The organism is Martinezella lusitana (assembly GCF_900094565.1).
Taxonomy (GTDB): Bacteria; Pseudomonadota; Alphaproteobacteria; order Rhizobiales; family Rhizobiaceae; genus Rhizobium; species Rhizobium lusitanum.
Genome location: NZ_FMAF01000004.1, coordinates 579,360 through 595,325 on the forward strand (window position 1 = coordinate 579,360; position 15,966 = coordinate 595,325).

The following is a 15,966-nucleotide window of genomic DNA, read 5'->3' on the forward strand; positions in this document are numbered from 1 at the left end:
CCAGCCATGACCTTATCGCTCAAGCCGCATTATAGCGCCGTCGTCATCGGTGGCGGCCAAGCCGGACTTTCGGCCAGCCATTATCTGAAAAAGCACGGCATCGATCACGTCGTTTTCGAGAAGAAGACCGTCGCCCACAAATGGAAGGATGAGCGCTGGGACGCTTTCTGCCTGGTGACGCCGAACTGGCAATGCCAGCTTCCCGACCATCCCTATGACGGCGACGACCCGCACGGCTTCATGATCAAGGACGAGATCATCGCCTATGTCGACCGCTTCATCAAAAAGGTGGATGCGCCGGTGCTTGAAGGCACGACGGTCAGCCTGCTCGAAAAGGTTGATGGCGTCTTCAAGGTGGAAAGCTCTGCCGGCACGGTCACCGCGGATTGCGTCGTGCTCGCGACCAGCCTTTACAGCGGGCCGTCGATTCCCCGGGCCGCCGAACGCCTCCCGGACGATATCCTGCAGATCCATACCGTCGACTACCGTAATCCCCGGCAATTGCCGGCGGGCTCCGTCGTAGTCGTCGGCTCCGGCCAATCCGGTTGCCAGATCGCCGAAGACCTGCATCTGGCCGGCCGCAAGGTGCATATGGTGACGGGCAACGCCCCGCGCTGCGCCCGCTTCTATCGCGGCCGTGACGTGGTGGACTGGCTCGCGGATGTCGGCCAATACGACATCACAGTCGAACATGACGGAATGACCAAGAAGAAGCACGATACCAACCACTACCTGACCGGCCGAGACGGCGGACGGGATATCGATCTGCGGAAATTCGCGCTGGAGGGCATGTCGCTCTACGGCCGGATGGACGGTATTTCCGGCGGGAAAATGCTCTTTGCGCCGAACCTGAAGGCCAATCTGGATAATGCCGACCGGGTCTATAACGGCATCAACGGGCTGATCGATCGGTACATCACCGAAAAAGGCATCGATGCGCCGCCGGCCAGTGTCTACACGCCGCTCTGGGAGCCGCCGATCGAACCGAGCGAACTGGATCTTGCGGCCGAGGGGGTGACGTCGGTCATCTGGGCGACGGGCTTCGACCCCGATTGGTCCTATGTCGGTCTGCCGATCTTCGACGGCACGGGTTATCCCGTGCAGCGGCGCGGCGTCACCGGCATCGGCGGCGTCTATGTGCTCGGCCTGCCCTGGCTCTGGACCTGGGGCTCCGGGCGCCTTCTTGCCGTCGGCAAGGATGCGGAGCATGTCGTCGATCATCTCGCCGGATACCTCGAGGGCAGCCAGCCGATCCTCAGACAGGCGGTTGGGCGCTGATCATGACCATTGCCGTCCTCGATGCCCAGCCACAGACGCCCTCAGCACGCGCGCTGATGGAGCGTGCGCTTGATCCATATATCCTTCTCGGCATGCCGCATCTGAGCCCTGCCGGACTGTCCGAGACCTGGCTCATGAAGGAACTCGGCCACCGGCACTGGCTGATGCTGGCGCGGCATCTCGGCATGGACAATGCGGATTTCCGTACCGCTGACGGCCGCGAGGTCTATGCCTCGATCTGCGCGACATCTATGACCGGCACGAAGCTTCAGCTTGCCCGCGCCAACGATGTGCTGGCCATTCGCTCTTCCCTGCATCGGATCTCGCGGACGCAATATTCGAGCCGGCATCATCTGAGCATCGGTGGCACCAGCATCGCGGACGTCGAACTGATCTCCGCCTTCGTCCGGCGCGACATAGAAGGCGACAATCGCTCGCTGGTGCGCGTCGAACATGCTCGCAGCAAGGGCGAAATACTTGCGACAAGCGAGCTTGCCGCCACGGCCGCCGCCCTTCGTCGCGGCACGGCACAGACACATCTCGGCATGACGCCTGCGACCGGGCGGCACCTGAAGAGTTTCAGGTTCAAGCCATCCATGGCAGAGGAATTCAACGGCGCGGGGCTCTTCTATTTCGCGGAATTCCAGGCGCTCATGACGCGCGCGCTGGAAGCGTGGTTTCCAGAGCGACGCCTTGACGTCGTGCGGCGGGACGTTTTCCTCAAAGGGAATATTGGAGCCCAGGACGCAGTTACCATCGAGTTGAGCGTCGTAAAGCCTGGCGATACCGGCATCGCCTGCCGTCTGCTTCGCCCAGATGGCACCGAGATCGCAATCTTGTTCGCGCTGCTGCGGGACGGCTAGCAGCATTCAGCCGTGGCGATAGGCCCATTCGGATAGCGCGCTCATGCCCAGCCGCTGCAGGAGCTCGTAGGCAACCCGGCGGTTGAGGGGATTGTGCAGCCGGATCACCTTCGAGCCGAGAAAATCCATCTCGGCGTGCTCGAAGGGCCTGAGATGCAGCGCCTCGCTGATTGCGGCCCGGTAGAAATCATGAAAGTCCCGCCGACAGACATAGGTCTTGTACTTCGTCATGCAAAAGGCTGAAAATGTGTCGCTGTTTCTTCGCAGGAAATCCGAGACGCCGATCGTCACCTCCGGCCAGGCGGGGTTGAACGTGTCGTCGAAGGCGATGATGCCGTGATCGGCCAGCACGCTTTCGGCCAGATGGCTGTCGGCAAGCACATGGCGGAGCAGATGACCGCCGTCGATGCTGAAGAAGCGGACATGGCCAATCTTGTCGATGATGGCTTGCGGATCGAGCCTGGTGCTGTCGCCGGAGATGACGAGTTCCTCGTCGACAGGGATGCCCAGCGACCTGCCATTATCGAGAAAGCGCTGATATTGCGCATCATTCTCTTCGATGTCGAAGAGGTCGATGGCAAGTACGTTGCTGTCAGGCGCACTGATCTTGCGCAGCAGAAAATAGGAGCGCCCATAATAGACGCCGATTTCCGCGAGACCGCCGAGCAGATTCTCTTGCCTTTGCCTTCCGATCAACGACAGGAAGACAAGGGCGTCGGGCGGATCGATATAACCATCGATTCTCTGAAGATCGCGAAACACAAATTTTCGAACACTCGACTCCAAAATCCAAAACCCCGCTGGTTTCTGTCACGCTGCCACTCGCTTGCCGTGCACCCTTTGGCGCCGATCAATCGAGTGAAAAACGCGCATATGTATCCCCAGGTCTCGCTTGAAAGCCGCATGATCACGGCGCCTCGCGGTAGCTGCGGCCCTCGGAAGCTGGGATGAGATTGCGCCAAAGCGAGCGCCATTACCTAATATTCCGGCTTTTCTGTCGCTTGGCGGATAGCAATGCGCTGATTGGATAGTCCCGTCGGATGCCTTCAACCCGGCGATCGCGGCTCGGCGCCAATGATGCGTAGACGCAGATTGCTGGGTGGGAAGCCCGGAGAAGCCTGGCATAAGAATGCGGAGGGAACGCCAGGCGTTTCATTCAGCCAATTCGGAGCGGAAAAACCGTACCAACTCTTGATTTAAACTCTCCTGAAAAGAGGCTCGATCAAACCCGGGCTGATCCATGCAGCTCTCCAGATTGAGAGCCCCAGCAGCTTTGCTACAAGGCTTTAGAAACGAGTAGTGCCTGGCGTCCCTGACATCATGAACAGCGATTACACGAGGGAGGTATCGTTGCAGATATCCGACGTTGCTTTCGAAGGGAACGACATGATCCTCACTGCCGCCCCAAAGCTCGACGGGAATTTTGATCTTGCTGAGCGAGCTCGGATCGAAGGAGAACGCCCAGCCGGGCGATACCAGTACCGCCGCCTTGATGCGAGCGTCATGCCGCCATTCCGACGCCATCCGCGCCGCTACCTGCGGTCGCGACAGGACCGCCGCGCTGCCCTGTTGGCACACGGCTTCCACCGGGTCGGCGGCGCAATGAAGCGTGAAAAGCTTCCAATCGGGAATGCCGCCGATTGCCACCAAGCCGGTGAAGCCGCCAGCTGAAAAACCATAAAAACCGATCTCGGATTTCTCCAGATGCTCGCGTCCTGGCCATGTTTGCATCATGTAGTCCAGAACCCGGCTTGTTTGGCGGGGACGATTCAGCAGAATTTGCACGACCTTGTCGCCACTGTCTTTATAGTTGTCTCCTGGATATGTCAGGGAGACAGCGACAAACCCTGCCTTTGCAAGGACAAGGGCCGATTCCGACCGATCGCTAAAGTGCCCCGCGCTGCCGTGGGAAAAGATGACCGTGGGTAGGTGATCACCCGTGATTTCACCGTTGACGGCAACGGTTTGCGCGACATCCCCTAGAGTTGTCGGCGCCGCGACGGAGTTGCTTGGGTACCAGATACCCAATTCGATCGGTCTGCCTATATCGTCCGGAATGGACAGGTATTGAAAGCCAACGGCGCCTGCGGATCCGGCGACGAAAAACGGGAACATGATCGCCAGAAATTTCAACAGCCATTTCATGAAGAACCTCGTAAACTTCCGATGATCACGAACAGCCGAGGCTACGGCACCTGGACGATGCGGCCACTGCCCCTGATTTCCGAGCGCCGCAGGATCGGGCGACCGAACAGCTCGACATTGCCGCTTCCGGAAATCGAGATGTCCGCATCCGCCTGCGCGGACAGTTGTGCGTCGCCGCTGCCGCGAATGTCTATCTGCACGGATTTGGCAGCCAGGTCCTTGAGCCGCGCCGCGCCCGAGCCGGAAATGTTCAGCCCCACGGTATCGGCGGCTCCGGTGGCGGCTACGCTGCCGCTTCCCCGAATGCTCAGCCGCAGCTGCGGCTGATTGATCTGCGACAAGGTGAGATCGCCGCTGCCGAGCAGTTTCCAGTTTGATATCGCCGGCCCCGAGAGACTGACATCGAGCCGGGAGTCGAGCCAGCCCGGATCGCAATCCAAGCTCAACTTGCCGCCTTCCATCCGCACGTGGTCGATAAGTGCTGGATCGCCGCTGACCACAGCTTCCGCCTTATCCCCCGGCTGATAGCGGACCGAAGCCGGCAGATCGATCGTCAGATTGTCGGTGGCAGTGAAGGGCAGGGTAACCTGCTGGCTGGTGGATGTGGCTGATCCGCAGCTGGATTGCCTCGCACCCCACAAATGTCTTGCGTCGGCCCAATCCCGCCCGGAAAGCCCGATACCCAGCGCCAGAAGGACGATTGCACTGATCGATCCCGCTGTCGCGACGAATGCCAACTTGCCAGTCATTGTCGTTCCTTCAACGCAGTGTGATGAAATGTTCAAAAGCCGTTTTGGTCCGGTTGAGCCAGACGGAAATGCAGCCGGGCATAATGGCCGAGCATTCGTATGCTCGCGCCCAGTCCCATCAACAGCAAAGCGCCGCCGCCGAGCAGGCAACTCACAAGTCCGGCCCCGATGAGCAAGCGCGCTATTGTTCCAATCACCGGCCCGCCAAGATGGAACAGCAATGTGGTGAAGATGATCTTCACACCGACCGCGCCGATGGCCGCCAAGGCGATCGCCAGGCCGAACGCAACGAAGATCGCCACGATCAGCAGCGGCAGCAGGAAAAGCACGTCGACGATCGCAAGGCCGGCCAGCGCCATCGCGGCCGCCAGCAGATTCGACACGCTCCAATGGGCCTCGAAACGACGCAGCCCGGATTCGGCGCGCAGCTCCCTGGCGATCCTGGCCGGATCGCCCAACGCAGCCGCAACGTCCTGCTCGCTGCGGCCCGAAGCATCGGATTCGGCGAAATGGGCGGCATAGTCTGCGATGATGTCCTCGATCTCCTGAGGCGGCATACCGGCAAGCCCCAGTCTCAGCGTGCGCAAGAAGGCGTCCCTGGTCATGGCAAATCCTCAAGAAGTTTGTCGACTGCATCCGCAAAGGAGCGCCAGTCGCGGCGGTGAGCTTCGAAAACCGTCTGGCCCAGCGGCGTGAGCCGGTAATATTTTCGGGGCGGCCCGTTGCTCGACTCGACGATTCGGGTGGCCACCAGGCCGTCGTTCTGCATCCGGCGCATCAGCGGATAGATCGTGCCTTCCCCCATGCCGACGGCGGCGACCAGGGTGCTCGCGATTTCATAGCCATAGCTTTCGCCCCGCGACAGCACGGCGAGGACGCATAGATCAAGGGCGCCTTTTCGCAATTGAACTTGGATCGAGTCGGTCATGAATGCCTCGGATTTACCGCATGCATATAACAAGCTATCTGTTTATGCAAGGTAGTAGGTGATTTCGCGATATGGCCGCGCGGAATTCGGTGGTGGTCGCTCATGTCAGCCCCCGATTGCCGCGGATGCGATACCGAGGCTCACGACGAGTACTGCTCGCTAACGGAGTAATCATATGATCCGCCTGAGCTTCATCCTTGCCGTCTTCCTATGTTTTACGACCTCGCTGGCGCATGCCGTCGGCTTCCAATTCATCGAGGTTCCGGCCGATGGGCCGCTCACGGCGCTGAAGGGAGGGATCTGGTCTCCGTGCACTCGACCGGCAAGTGAGGTAAAACTCGGGCCCGTCGTCATGTCTGTCGCCAAGGATTGTCCGATCTCGGGCGACAAGCTGCCGCTTGTCGCTATCTCGCATGGCAGAGGCGGAACGATTTATCCTGGCCGCCTATTCCAAGGCCATGCCCGGCTGAAGATCCCACCACTGAGATCAGCGGCTCTGTCAGACGTTGAACCTGCAAGAGATTACTCGGCCATTCCGTAGGTCCTGCTTCGCTTTGGAGCTATGGGCACGTCGCCGATGCCGCGGCGCCCATGCAGCCTGCGTTCATCGGTTTACACGAATTTTCAGCCATCGCATCGATGTAAATAGAAGCTGATCCCGGGCATTTATGAACGGATTCCGCGGCCGGATACGATGAGGCGGCGGCTGAAAAAGCGTGCCCGATAAAGGCAACAACAACCGCGCCACACTTGGACCGAAGCGAGCACTCCGATCCCCGCTTCACATTGAAGACGCTCACCAATTCCGGGTGATGATGGCAGGTCCACCATTCAAGGTCATGTCGCTGATGAACGTCGCCAAGCTTCCCGAGGAAAGATTTACATGCTGAAAAGCGTTTTCATAAACATCGGATTGCGAAAATAATTTACATGAATAGGCGTGATTTTACACGCGCCTCGTTGACATCGGTGGCAAAAACCGCATCATTAAGAAAATAAATTACACTTTGAATAGCGGGCCGGGTGAACAGCACAGCTACAAGCTCCTTACAAAACACAGGCGGACGTCGCGGAGCATGTCAGCCATGACCACACAATCAATCTTGGGGCGTCGCGATATGCCGCATGCGAGATCGGGCCGTTGCCTGCCCTCGCGCCCCAAAACGCAAACGAGTTCGGATCGTCAATAATGCGCATTTTCACGGCCTCGCTTGCCACCGAGACAAACACCTTTTCGCCTGTCCCGACGGACATGCACGCCTTCAAGGCGGCCTTTTATGCCGGGCCGGGCGAGCATCCCGAAACCCCAACCCTGTGTTCCTCCGTCGTTCCGATCCTGCGCCGCCGTGGCCGCGCGGAAGGCTTCACCGTCATCGAAGGCACCTCCTGCTGGGCCGAACCGGCGGGCCTCATCCAGCGACAGACCTATGAGACGCTGCGTGATCAGATTCTTGGCGAACTGAAGGCGTCGCTGCCCGTCGACGCCGTTGTCCTCGGACTACACGGCGCCATGGTCGCGCAAGGCTATGACGACCCGGAAGGTGATTTCCTGTCGCGGTTGCGTGCCATCGTCGGACCGGATGTGCTTGTCGCTGCCGAATTCGATCCGCATAGCCACCTGACCGCGCAGCGCGTCGCCAATCTCGACATCATGGCCACCTTTCTGGAATTCCCGCACACGGATTTCGAGCAACGCGGCGAGCACGTCGTCGAACTGGCCCTGCGGACGCTACGCGGCGAGATCAAGCCGGCAATCTCGACCTTCGACTGCCGCATGATCACCATTTATCCGACCAGCCAGGAGCCGATGCGCTCCTTCGTCGATCGCCTGAAGGCGATGGAAGGCAAGGATGGCATCCTATCCATCTCCGTCATTCACGGCTTCATGGCCGGCGACGTGCCCGATATGGGCACGCGCATTGTCGTCGTCACCGACGATGACAAGGCCAAAGGTAATGCGCTTGCGCAATCGCTCGGTCATGAGCTTTACGGTCTGCGCAAGCACGTCGCGATGCCGATGTTCGACACCGAGACCGGGCTCGACCGCAGCGTCGAGCTGCGCGCGGCCCACCCGGAAACGCCCGTCGTTGTCGCCGATGTCTGGGACAATCCCGGCGGCGGTGTTGCCGGCGACGCCACCCACATTCTGCGCCGGATGATCGAGCGCGGCTTCGACAATATCGGTGTCGCGACGATCTGGGATCCGATCGCCGTATCGTTCTGCCATGCGGCCGGCGAAGGGGCGCAGCTCGATCTTCGCGTCGGCGGTAAATCCGGCCCGCAGGGCGGTGAGCCGCTCGACCTCGATGTCACGGTCTTGCGCCTGTTCGACGCCGGCTGGCAGAGCTTTCGCAACAGCCGCGTCACGCTCGGCAGCGCGGCTGTCGTGCGCCCCGTCGGCACCTCGATCGACATCATACTGATTTCCAGCCGGACGCAGACTTACGAGCCGGACATTTTTTCCAATCAGGGCATCGATTTCTCCGGCAAATCTTTCCTGCTTGTGAAATCTACCAATCATTTTCACGCGGGATTCCAGCCGATCGCTTCAGAGATCGTCTACATCGCCGCACCGACCTCTTACCCGACGGATCCAGCAACGACGCCCTACCGCAAGGCGAGCCTCGAGCTTTGGCCACGCGTCGCCGATCCGTTGGGCCTCGAAAGTTGAAAACGAGCCGGACGAGACCGGCCGCAGACATGCCGACTAACGAACATAGGGAACACGCCCGAAGGGCGGCCAAAAAGAGGATGATGATGAAAAGCGCATTTGTTCTGATCACGCTGGCCATGCTTGCCGGCACCAGCAATCTGGCGATCGCCCAGGCCTCGGACGGGGTCTTGACCGTCGCCACCATCGGCGAGTTGCCGACCCTCGATGCCATGCAGACGCCGACCGACATCGTGCTGACGGTCGACCAGCATATTTTCGAGACGCTCTATACCTATGACGCCCAGTGGAAGTCCGTTCCGCTGCTGGCGGCCGCCATGCCCAAGATTTCCGACGATGGTCTCACCTACCGCATTCCGCTGCGCGAAGGCGTCAAGTTCCACGATGGCAGCGACTTCGACTCCAAGGATGTCGTTGCCTCGCTGAAGCGCTGGATGAACGTCAATTCCAAGGGCAAGCAGGTTGCTACGATCGTCGACAGTCTGACGGCCGACGGCGATCACGCCGTGATCATCAAGCTCAAGTCGCGCTATGCGCCGCTGCTGGCAACCCTGTCCCAGTCGTCGATCATTCTCCCTTCCGAAAAGGTCGCCGATACCCTTACCGATTTCATCGGTACCGGCCCCTATATGCTCAAGGAGCGCAAGCCCGACCAGTATACGCAGCTCGTGCGCTTCGATGGCTACAGATCGCCCGAAGGCGAGCCGAATAACTACGCCGGCAAGCGCGAGGCCGTCGCCAAGGAAATCCGCTTCGTGCCCGTGCCCGACGCCAATACCCGCGTCGAAGGCCTGATTTCCGGACAGTTCGATTTCGCCGACTCCCTGCCCGTCAGCGCCTATGAGCGCATCGAAAAGAGCGGCAACGCCAAGCCCGTCATCTTCAAGGATGCCGGCTGGGTATCGCTCAACATGAACATGAAGCAAGGTCTGCTGGTGAAGAAGCCGCTGCGCCAGGCGGTGCAGGCAGCGCTGAACTCCTCTGACATGATGCTTGCCGCCTTCAACGACCAGCGCTTCTTCAGCGTCGACGGCGCCTTCTTCCCGAAGGGATCGTTCTGGCACACCGACGCCGGTGTTGTCCGTTATGGTGAAGGCGATCCCGACACGGCGGCAAAGCTGCTGAAGGATGCTGGCTATGACGGCACGCCGCTGCGGCTTTTGACCAGCCGCCAGTATGAATTCCACTATAAGATCGGCGAAGTCGCCAAGGCCTATCTGGAAGCCGCCGGCTTCAAGGTCGACATGCAGGTCGTCGACTGGGCAACGCTGACGACCCGCCGCGCCGACCCGAAGGAATGGGATATCTTCATCACCCATTCCAACTTCCCCGGCGATCCGACGACGATCAACACGATTACCGACAGCTATCCGGGCTGGTATGTCTCCGACCAGAAGACCAAGGCCGTTTCAGCCTATATGGACGCGACGAGCGACGACGCGAAACAAAAGGCATGGGAAGGCATCCAGACCGTGATCTACGACGATGCGCCTCTCTACAAAGTCGGCAACTTCAACGCACTTTCCGGTATTTCCGCGTCGATATCAGGCTATACGCCGACCTATTGGCCGCATTTCTGGAACGTCAGCCCGAAGAAGTAAGGCTTAAAGCACATGGCAAAGATCGCCCAGGCGCTTTTGCGACGTCTTGGAGGCATGGTGATCGTGCTCGCGCTTGTCGTGACTGTTGTCTTCGTCATCGTCCGGGTCACCCCGGGCGATCCGGCGGCCGTCATGCTCGGGGCCGACGCCACGCCGCAGGACATTGCGCAATTGCGGGCAAAGATGGGGCTCGATGCGCCGCTGCTTGTCCAATATGTCCAGTTCATATTGGGCCTGCTGAAGGGCGACCTCGGGCAATCGATCTTTCTCAACCAGCCGGTCACGCAGGCGCTGGCGGCTCGCGCCGAGCCAACCTTTTTCCTGACGCTGTTCTCCATTCTGATCGCCATTGCGATCGCGCTTCCCGTTGGCATCATCTCGGCGGTCAAGCGGGGAACGATTTTCGATCAGGTCGTCGTTGTTCTCACCATGGTCGCTGCAAGCGTTCCTAGCTTCTGGCTTGGCCTGATGCTGATCCAGATCCTGGCCGTCGGACAAGGCTGGTTTCCGGCCTCCGGCTATGGCGGTCCTGACACGGACTTCCTCGAACGGCTGCACCATCTCATCCTGCCGGCGATCACCTTGGGCGTCGTCAATTCGGCGATGATCACGCGCTTCACCCGGGCCGCCATGCTCGACGTGCTCGGCGACGACTACGTGCGCACCGCCCGCGCCAAAGGGGCGAGCGAAAGCCGCGTCATCCTGAAGCATGCGCTCAAAAATGCGATGATCCCGATCATCACCGTCATCGGCCTCTCCGTCGCCATGCTCGTTGCCGGCGCTGTCGTGACCGAAACCGTATTCGGCCTGCCCGGCGTCGGCAATCTCGTCGTCTCCGCCGTTCTGCGGCGCGACTATCCGGTGATCCAGGGCGCGCTTCTGGTCGTGGCCGCCATCTACGTGCTCATCAATTTCATCGTTGATATGCTCTATATTCTCGTCGATCCGAGGGTCCGCCTATGACGCTCGGCTCTTTCACCCTTCCCTTTGCATCGAGCCTGCGCCGCCTCTTCGGCAATCGCGCCATGCTGTTCGGCGCCATCATTCTGCTTGTCGTCATCCTCGCCGCCATCCTGGCGCCCTGGATCGCGCCTTACGCCCCAAACAAGCTTTCCATCGTCAACAAGCTGAAGGGACCGTCCATGGCCCATATCTTCGGCACCGACGAATTCGGTCGTGACATCTTCTCACGCGCAATCTTCGCAGGCCGTGTCTCGCTGCTCGTCAGCCTCGGCGTGGTCTGCATCTCCACCGTTATCGGCGTATTTCTCGGCGTTATCGCCGGATATTTTCGCAGGCTCGATGCGCCGATCTCACGCCTGCTCGATGCCATGATGTCCTTTCCCGACATTCTTCTTGCCATCGCGCTCGTCGCGGCGCTGGGGCCATCGCTGGTCACGGTCATCCTGGCGCTCGGCATCACCTATGCGCCGCGTCTCGCCCGCATCGTTCGCGGTTCGACGCTCGTTCTGCGCGAACTGCCCTATATCGAAGCGGCGATCTCAATGGGCCTGCCGACCTGGCAGATCCTTGGCCGCCACATCCTGCTCAATCTGGCATCGCCCATTCTGGTGCAGGCGACCTTCGTCTTCGCCTCCGCCATGCTTGCCGAAGCAAGCCTCTCCTTCCTCGGCGTCGGCGTCTCCTCCGATATGCCGACCTGGGGAACCATGCTCGCTTCCGGCCGGGAATTCATGAACAACGCACCCTGGCTCATGGTCTTTCCGGGCCTTGCCATCGTCTTCTCGGTCCTGTCGCTGCAATTGCTGGGTGACGGCCTGCGCGATCTGGTCGATCCGCGCCTTGCAAAGGAGAGCTGATCATGGCGGACACGATCCAACCGGTTCTCTCGATCGAAAACCTGACGACCTCGTTCAAGACGGCCGAAGGCTGGCGCGCCGTCATCCGCAACATCAATCTGCAGGTTTCTGCCGGAGAAACGGTTGCCATCGTCGGCGAATCAGGATCGGGCAAGAGTGTCACGGCGCTGTCGACCATGCGCCTGCTGCCTCCGGGCAAAGCGCGCTGCGAAGGCAAGATCCAGCTTTTGGGCAAGGATCTCCTCGCCGTTTCGGAAGCGGAGATGCGCTCCGTTCGCGGCGGCTCTATCGGCATGATCTTCCAGGAGCCGATGACCTCGCTCAACCCGGTCTTCACCATAGGCAACCAGATCGCCGAGGCGCTGGTGCTGCACCAGAAGCTTTCCTGGAAGGCGGCCGAGGCCGAAGCCTTGCGGCTGATGGAGCGCGTGCGCATTCCGGCGGCAAAGTCGCGGCTTAACGAATATCCGCATAAATTTTCCGGCGGCATGCGCCAGCGCGTGATGATCGCCATCGCGCTCGCCTGCCGACCCAAGCTCCTGATCGCCGACGAACCGACGACGGCACTCGACGTCACCATCCAGGCCGAAATCCTCCACCTCATCCGCGAACTGCAGCGTGAGGAGAACATGGCCGTCCTCTTCATCACGCACGACATGGGCGTGGTGGCGGAAGTGGCCGATCGCACGGTCGTCATGTTCCGCGGCGACATGATCGAGACCGGCGTCACGACGGATATTTTCGCGGCACCGAAGGAAATCTACACGAAGTCGCTGCTGGCCTCGATCCCGCGCCTCGGCACCATGGGCGAGACCGAGTCTCCGCGGCGCTTCCCGGAAGTCGACGCCAAGACCGGCGAGGTCACGGAAGGCCGGGAGATGAAGCCGGTGGCGCAGAGCATTGCGCCGATCCTCAAGGTGGACAATCTCGCCGTCCGTTTCGATCTGCCGAATGGCCGCGTTCATGCTGTCGAGGACGTCTCGTTTGATCTTCGGCCGGGCGAAACACTCTCGCTAGTTGGCGAATCCGGCTGCGGCAAGTCCACGACCGGGCGCACGATCATGCGCCTCATCGAAGCGACGGCTGGTTCTGTCGCCATTGACGGCAAGGACGTGACCAAGGCGGGAACGAAAGAGCTGCGCGCGATGCGCCGCATGGCGCAGATCATCTTCCAGGATCCTTTCGCCTCGCTCAACCCACGCATGACGGTCGGCGCAGCGATCATCGAACCCATGCTGTCGCACCGGTTGATGGACCGGCGGGAAGCGAAGGAGCGCGTCGCCGAGCTGCTCGATCAGGTCGGCCTGTCGGCAGCCGTCGCCAGCCGATACCCGCATGAATTTTCCGGCGGCCAGCGGCAGCGCATCTCCATCGCCAGGGCACTCGCACTCAACCCACGATTCATCATTGCCGACGAAGCGGTGTCGGCACTCGACGTTTCGGTCAAGGCGCAAGTCTCCAACCTGCTGCTCGACCTGCAGGAGAAGCACGGCCTTGCCTATCTGTTCATCTCGCATGACATGGCCGTCGTCGAACGGATGAGCCATCGCGTCGCCGTGATGTATCTCGGCGAAATCGTCGAGATCGGCCCTCGCGCCGCTATTTTCGACACTCCGCAGCATCCCTATACCCGCCGCCTGATTTCGGCCGTGCCGATCCCGGACCCCACGCGGCGCGGCTTGCAGCCACCGTCGCAACGCGAGGAGATCAGGAGCGCGATCAGGCCCCACGACTATGTGCCGCCGAAGCGGAGCTACCAGGAAATATCGCCCGGACATTTCGTGCAGGATACGGCCGCCAGCTGGACAGAGTGAGATCCGCAGCGCAGCCGGCTAATGTCATATCCGCAGGATATTCACACGGAATATTGACGCGACCGGCTCGACTATCGATGACAGCGCAATGCTTCATGTGCATCCGTTGCTTCGGTGCCTGCTCAAAAGCCGCGCCCGCGTTATGTTGATCATTCACGCCATATCGCGCCCACATAGCGTCAAACTTTTGAGGGACTGGAAGTTCATGAGACATCTTCCACGTTTGCTGACCATCCTGCTTGTCGTTTGCTTGGCCCCGTCTGCATCACCTGCGCGCGCGCAGGGATTTGTTCATGCCGACCATCAACAGATCGTGGACGCTCAGGGCAATCCGTTGATCCTGCGTGGCCTGAACCTTGGAGGCTGGATGGTCCAGGAGGGCTATATGATGGGGCTGTCCAATCTGAAGGCGCAACATGTCATCCGTGGCCGCATTGCGCAGATCATTGATGAGCGGAAGACCGAGATATTCTATCAGTCCTGGCGCGACAACGCCGTGACGAGAGCAGACATCGACGCGATGGCCAAGTGGGGCTTCAACAGCGTGCGCCTGCCGATGCATTGGAATCTGTTTATCAAAGATACCCCCGGCAAGGCTGCAAAGGGCGGGATCGTCTGGAACGAAGAAGGCTTCCGGCGCGTCGACGCGCTGATCGCCTGGCTGAAGGCCAACGACATGGTGTTGATCCTCGATCTGCATGCGGCTCCCGGCGGGCAGGGCCATGACATCGCGATTTCCGATCGCAACCCGCGCAAGCCCTCTCTCTGGGACAGTCCCGAAGACCAGAGGAAAATGATCGCGCTCTGGAGTGAGATCGCCCGGCGCTATAAGGATGAACCGACTATTGCCGGCTACGACCTGCTCAACGAGCCAAATTGGGGATTTCAGGACAAGACCGATAAAGGCGGCTGCCGCGAAACCGGCAACGAGCCGCTGCGCGACCTCTACGAACGCACTATCCATGCAATCCGGGCGATCGATACCAATCATATGCTGATCATCGAAGGCAATTGCTGGGGCAACAACTACGCCGGCCTGTTGCCTGTTGCCGATCGCAATACGACACTGAGCTTTCACAAATACTGGACCCCGACGACGCAAGAGTCGATCGAACCTTTCCTGAGGCTGCGTGAACAATACGACATGCCGTTGTGGAACGGCGAATCCGGCGAAAATAACAATGGCTGGTATGCACGCGCCGTCGCGCTGCAGGAAAAAAATGGCATCGGCTGGGCCTGGTGGCCGTTGAAAAAGATAGGAGCGGGCAACCCGCTTGAAATCGAGGCTGGGGCGGGCTACCGCCGCTTGTCCGCCTATCTTCGTGGAGAAGGCGAGAAGCCTCCGGCCAAGGCGGCTTTTGCCGCTCTCATGCAACTGGCAGCCGACAGCCGTTTCGACAGAAATGTGCATCATCGAGACGTGGTCGACGCCCTGTTGGGAACCTTGCATCGCGACAAGACGATGCCGCTGCAAGCGCAGTGATAGGAATGCGTCTCTGTGAAGATGCGCCAGCATTTTGCAGACCGTTCTTACGACAGCAATCAGATCGCGCTGCGCATCCGCTCCCAGGCGTTGGCGAGATGACGGCCGAGAACCTCGGAAAGCCGCGCCTCGTCGCGTGCTTCCAACGCGGCTATCATTTCCTCGTGGTCGGCGACGGCCACCGCCCATTTTCCGGACCTTCATGGCCGATGAAGCGGAAAAAAGCATCGGCTGTCCCGATGCCGGCGCCGTCTCTTTGGCAATGATAGCCGGCTGCGTCGCTGCAACGCTCGCTAGGTTCCAAACCCAATCATGCATTTGATTTTGCTTGAACTGTATGATTCAATCTGGATATTTGAAGGAGATTGGCTCATGGCAGGAGAATTCTGGCTTGATGATCAGCAATGGGCAGCGATTGAACCGCTGCTTCCAACCAATCAGCCTGGAGCACATCGTACCGACGACCGCCGCGTGATCAGCGGTATCATTCATGTGTTGAAATCCGGCTGCCGCTGGCAGGACTGCCCGCCCTGCTACGGCCCGGCGACGACGATCTACAACCGGTTTCATCGATGGTCAGCGCGGGGCGTCTGGCGTCACCTGTTCGAGGCTTT

Annotated in this window: 15 protein-coding genes and 1 pseudogene; 10 read left to right on the forward strand and 6 right to left on the reverse strand. The window is 60.2% G+C overall.

Annotated features, from left to right (window positions below):
* The first annotated feature begins 6 nt into the window (after positions 1-6).
* On the forward strand, positions 7-1,278 hold the full coding sequence (locus GA0061101_RS12020; RefSeq protein WP_092573613.1) for an MSMEG_0569 family flavin-dependent oxidoreductase: 1,272 nt from the start codon (positions 7-9) through the stop codon (positions 1,276-1,278).
* A 2-nt stretch (positions 1,279-1,280) separates the two neighbouring features.
* A complete protein-coding gene (locus tag GA0061101_RS12025) occupies positions 1,281-2,141 on the forward strand; it encodes a Pnap_2097 family protein (RefSeq protein WP_092573614.1) in 861 nt (286 codons plus the stop codon).
* A gap of 6 nt (positions 2,142-2,147) precedes the next feature.
* Here GA0061101_RS12025 and GA0061101_RS12030 read toward each other — a convergent pair whose 3' ends face one another.
* The 5 genes from GA0061101_RS12030 to GA0061101_RS12050 all read right to left on the reverse strand — a co-directional run bounded on the left by GA0061101_RS12030 (position 2,148) and on the right by GA0061101_RS12050 (position 5,963).
* Positions 2,148-2,927: a class I SAM-dependent methyltransferase gene (locus GA0061101_RS12030; RefSeq protein WP_037193072.1), complete on the reverse strand. Its 780-nt coding sequence runs from the start codon at positions 2,925-2,927 to the stop codon at positions 2,148-2,150.
* Positions 2,928-3,293: 366 nt separating this feature from the next.
* Positions 3,294-4,286 carry an alpha/beta hydrolase family protein gene (locus GA0061101_RS12035; protein WP_092573615.1) on the reverse strand — a complete coding sequence of 331 codons (993 nt, stop codon included), beginning with the start codon at positions 4,284-4,286 and terminating at the stop codon, positions 3,294-3,296.
* A 41-nt stretch (positions 4,287-4,327) separates the two neighbouring features.
* Complete coding sequence (locus tag GA0061101_RS12040; RefSeq protein WP_092573616.1) at positions 4,328-5,035, reverse strand: GIN domain-containing protein; 708 nt, start codon at positions 5,033-5,035, stop codon at positions 4,328-4,330.
* Between the two features lie 32 nt (positions 5,036-5,067).
* The gene (locus tag GA0061101_RS12045; RefSeq protein ID WP_092573617.1) at positions 5,068-5,640 is read right to left on the reverse strand and encodes a DUF1700 domain-containing protein; all 573 of its coding nucleotides are present in this window, start codon (positions 5,638-5,640) and stop codon (positions 5,068-5,070) included.
* A complete protein-coding gene (locus tag GA0061101_RS12050) occupies positions 5,637-5,963 on the reverse strand; it encodes a PadR family transcriptional regulator (protein WP_034479266.1) in 327 nt (108 codons plus the stop codon). Before GA0061101_RS12050 ends, GA0061101_RS12045 begins: the two co-directional genes overlap by 4 nt.
* Before the next feature lie 175 nt (positions 5,964-6,138).
* On the opposite strand from GA0061101_RS12050, the gene GA0061101_RS12055 reads away from it, so the two are divergent.
* From GA0061101_RS12055 to GA0061101_RS12085, 7 genes are all read left to right on the forward strand, one after another.
* Complete coding sequence (locus GA0061101_RS12055; RefSeq protein WP_092573618.1) at positions 6,139-6,504, forward strand: hypothetical protein; 366 nt, start codon at positions 6,139-6,141, stop codon at positions 6,502-6,504.
* Between the two features lie 648 nt (positions 6,505-7,152).
* The gene (locus GA0061101_RS12060) at positions 7,153-8,634 is read left to right on the forward strand and encodes a M81 family metallopeptidase (protein WP_092573619.1); all 1,482 of its coding nucleotides are present in this window, start codon (positions 7,153-7,155) and stop codon (positions 8,632-8,634) included.
* 80 nt (positions 8,635-8,714) lie between these two features.
* On the forward strand, positions 8,715-10,235 hold the full coding sequence (locus tag GA0061101_RS12065) for an ABC transporter substrate-binding protein (protein ID WP_092573620.1): 1,521 nt from the start codon (positions 8,715-8,717) through the stop codon (positions 10,233-10,235).
* 21 nt (positions 10,236-10,256) lie between these two features.
* Entirely contained in the window at positions 10,257-11,198 is a 942-nt protein-coding gene (locus GA0061101_RS12070; RefSeq protein ID WP_092573636.1) for an ABC transporter permease, read from the forward strand.
* On the forward strand, positions 11,195-12,055 hold the full coding sequence (locus tag GA0061101_RS12075) for an ABC transporter permease (RefSeq protein WP_092573621.1): 861 nt from the start codon (positions 11,195-11,197) through the stop codon (positions 12,053-12,055). The genes GA0061101_RS12070 and GA0061101_RS12075 overlap by 4 nt, the downstream gene beginning before the upstream one ends.
* 2 nt (positions 12,056-12,057) lie before the next feature.
* Entirely contained in the window at positions 12,058-13,869 is a 1,812-nt protein-coding gene (locus tag GA0061101_RS12080) for an ABC transporter ATP-binding protein (RefSeq protein WP_092573622.1), read from the forward strand.
* Positions 13,870-14,074: 205 nt separating this feature from the next.
* The gene (locus tag GA0061101_RS12085; RefSeq protein WP_092573637.1) at positions 14,075-15,352 is read left to right on the forward strand and encodes a glycoside hydrolase family 5 protein; all 1,278 of its coding nucleotides are present in this window, start codon (positions 14,075-14,077) and stop codon (positions 15,350-15,352) included.
* A gap of 59 nt (positions 15,353-15,411) precedes the next feature.
* Here GA0061101_RS12085 and GA0061101_RS12090 read toward each other — a convergent pair.
* Positions 15,412-15,569, reverse strand: a pseudogene (locus tag GA0061101_RS12090) (GntR family transcriptional regulator); the annotation flags it as partial.
* A 155-nt stretch (positions 15,570-15,724) separates the two neighbouring features.
* Between GA0061101_RS12090 and GA0061101_RS12095 the strand changes: the two are divergent.
* Positions 15,725-15,966: transposase (locus tag GA0061101_RS12095; protein ID WP_141694062.1), on the forward strand; the 242-nt coding region annotated here is incomplete at its 3' end.

Coding starts and splice junctions, on each gene's coding strand:
- GA0061101_RS12020 (WP_092573613.1), top strand. CDS start 7: ATGACCTTATCGCTCAAGCCGCATTATAGCGCCGTCGTCATCGGTGGC.
- GA0061101_RS12025 (WP_092573614.1), top strand. CDS start 1,281: ATGACCATTGCCGTCCTCGATGCCCAGCCACAGACGCCCTCAGCACGC.
- GA0061101_RS12035 (WP_092573615.1), bottom strand. CDS start 4,286: ATGAAATGGCTGTTGAAATTTCTGGCGATCATGTTCCCGTTTTTCGTC.
- GA0061101_RS12040 (WP_092573616.1), bottom strand. CDS start 5,035: ATGACTGGCAAGTTGGCATTCGTCGCGACAGCGGGATCGATCAGTGCA.
- GA0061101_RS12045 (WP_092573617.1), bottom strand. CDS start 5,640: ATGACCAGGGACGCCTTCTTGCGCACGCTGAGACTGGGGCTTGCCGGT.
- GA0061101_RS12050 (WP_034479266.1), bottom strand. CDS start 5,963: ATGACCGACTCGATCCAAGTTCAATTGCGAAAAGGCGCCCTTGATCTA.
- GA0061101_RS12055 (WP_092573618.1), top strand. CDS start 6,139: ATGATCCGCCTGAGCTTCATCCTTGCCGTCTTCCTATGTTTTACGACC.
- GA0061101_RS12060 (WP_092573619.1), top strand. CDS start 7,153: ATGCGCATTTTCACGGCCTCGCTTGCCACCGAGACAAACACCTTTTCG.
- GA0061101_RS12065 (WP_092573620.1), top strand. CDS start 8,715: ATGATGATGAAAAGCGCATTTGTTCTGATCACGCTGGCCATGCTTGCC.
- GA0061101_RS12075 (WP_092573621.1), top strand. CDS start 11,195: ATGACGCTCGGCTCTTTCACCCTTCCCTTTGCATCGAGCCTGCGCCGC.
- GA0061101_RS12080 (WP_092573622.1), top strand. CDS start 12,058: ATGGCGGACACGATCCAACCGGTTCTCTCGATCGAAAACCTGACGACC.
- GA0061101_RS12085 (WP_092573637.1), top strand. CDS start 14,075: ATGAGACATCTTCCACGTTTGCTGACCATCCTGCTTGTCGTTTGCTTG.